Here is a 1,949-nt window from a genome sequence, read left to right as displayed (position 1 = left end):
TATCTGGAGACCACGCCGGCCGATGCGCTCGTCATCCTGGGCGACCTGTTCGAGGTGTGGGTGGGCGACGACGCCGCCGCCCTGCCCGGCTTCGAGGCCGAATGCGCCGAGCTGCTGCGCCGCACGGCCGAGCGGCTGCCGGTGTACTTCATGCACGGCAACCGCGACTTCCTCGTGGGCCCGGCRCTCGCTGCCCAGTGCGGCTTCACGCTGCTGGACGACCCCACGGTGCTGGTGCTGCATGGCGAACGCTGGCTGCTGAGCCATGGCGACATCCTTTGCCTGGACGACACCGACTACCTCCAGTTCCGCGCCCAGGTGCGCACGCCCGAATGGCAGGCCGCCTTCCTGGCCAGGCCGCTGGCCGAGCGCCGCGCGCTCGCGCGCTCCATGCGCGCGCAAAGCGAAGACCGCAAGCGCAACCCCTCGGCCGTCTGGGCCGACGTGGACGGCGGCGCCGCGCGCCAGTGGCTGCAGCAGGCGCGCGCGCACACGCTGGTGCACGGCCACACGCACCGCCCGGCCGATCACGACCTGGGCGACGGCCTCAGCCGCATCGTCCTCAGCGACTGGGATGCCGCAGCCCATCCGCCGCGCGCGCAGCTGCTGTGCCTGTCCCCCGCCGGCGCACAGCGCGTCGACCTGCGCTAGCGCGGGTATGTTCAAGTGGCTGCGCCGGCTGCGCGCCCTGCCCTCCATCCCTGAAGACGCCTGGCAGGCCACGCTGGCGCGCTATGCCTTTCTTGGCGCATTGCCCGGGGCCGCCCAGCAGCGGCTGCGCACCCTGGCGGCCGAATTTCTGCGCGACAAGGAGTTCCACGGCACCCAGGGCTTCATCATCACCGACGAGGTCGCGCTGGCCATCGCCGCGCAGGCGGTGCTGCCGATCCTCAACCTGAAGGGCGGGCTGGACTGGTACGACGATTTCGTCGGTATCGTGGTACATCCGTCGGAGGTCGTCGCGCGGCGCAAGATCGTCGACGAGGCGCAGGTGGTGCACGAATACGACGAAGTGGTAGCCGGCGAGGCCATGGACCGCGGGCCGGTGATGCTGAGCTGGCAGGACGTGCTCGCGAGCGGCATCACGACGGGCGGCGGCTACAACGTCGTGATCCACGAATTCGCCCACAAGATCGACATGCGCGCAGGCGACGCCGACGGCTGCCCGCCGCTGCCGCCCGGCTTTGCGGGCAAGCGAAGCGCACGCGAGGCCGGCGCCGCCTGGCTCGCGGTGCTGCAGCCGGCGTACGAGGACTTCCGCGAGAAAACCATCCTGGCCGAGCGCTTCGGCGCGGAGCCGCCGTGGCTCGACGACTACGGGGCGGTGTCGATCAGCGAATTCTTCGCGGTGGCCTGCGAGGCCTACTTCGTGAACCGCACGGCCTTTGCGCGGGATTTCCCGTCGGTGCTCGCGCTCTTCGACGAATTCTTCGGACGCGGCCAGGCCTGATCGCCGCGCGGCCGGGCAAAAGAAAAGCGCCCGTGGGCGCTTTTCTTCTTTGGCAGGACGACGATCCCGCCTACTTGCGCAGCAGCGCCTTCAGCGCATTCTGCAAACGGCGCGCGCTCGCAGGGTCATGGGCCGCCGCCAGCACCTTGCCGGCGTCCTGGCCCCAGGTCTGGGCCGGTGCCGGATCGCCGCGCTTGGTCAGCAGCTTGAGCTGCAATGCACGGCGCGCGTCGAGCTGCTCGGCCGGCGTCGGCACTTCGGCGGCCATTTCGAGGCGCAGCAGCGCTTCGGCAGCTTCATCGGGCGCGGCCTTGGGCGCCGTGCCGATGGCCTGGGACCAGCCGCTGCGCACCGCGGGCGTCACCGCGCGTCCGAGTTCCTGCACGCTGGGCAGCCGCGAGGCATCGCGCTGTTCCCATGCGCCGAGCACCTGCGTGAGCGCTTCGCCGTGGGCCTGCGCCGCAAGCTTGCGCAGCGCGAGGTCGGCGCGCTCGAGCGC

At 71.1% G+C, this 1,949-nt stretch carries 2 protein-coding genes and 1 pseudogene; 2 read left to right on the top strand and 1 reads right to left on the bottom strand.

The window, feature by feature from the left end; translation table 11 throughout:
* Together AC1DOC_RS31635 and AC1DOC_RS31630 are read left to right on the top strand one after the other, a co-directional pair.
* Positions 1-651: UDP-2,3-diacylglucosamine diphosphatase (locus AC1DOC_RS31635; protein WP_478131334.1), on the top strand; the 651-nt coding region annotated here is incomplete at its 5' end.
* A 7-nt stretch (positions 652-658) separates the two neighbouring features.
* On the top strand, positions 659-1,450 hold the full coding sequence (locus AC1DOC_RS31630) for a M90 family metallopeptidase (protein ID WP_478083358.1): 792 nt from the start codon (positions 659-661) through the stop codon (positions 1,448-1,450).
* Between the two features lie 70 nt (positions 1,451-1,520).
* Here the strand turns inward: AC1DOC_RS31630 and AC1DOC_RS31625 are convergent.
* Positions 1,521-1,949, bottom strand: a pseudogene (locus AC1DOC_RS31625) (DUF349 domain-containing protein); the annotation flags it as partial.

The organism is Variovorax sp. 01T439_2, assembly GCF_056398445.1.
Note: the sequence above shows the minus strand (reverse complement) of the source record. Positions and strands in the feature narration are given on the sequence as shown.

Excerpts from the sequence above, each read along its gene's own strand:
- AC1DOC_RS31630 (WP_478083358.1), top strand. The coding sequence starts at position 659 with ATGTTCAAGTGGCTGCGCCGGCTGCGCGCCCTGCCCTCCATCCCTGAA.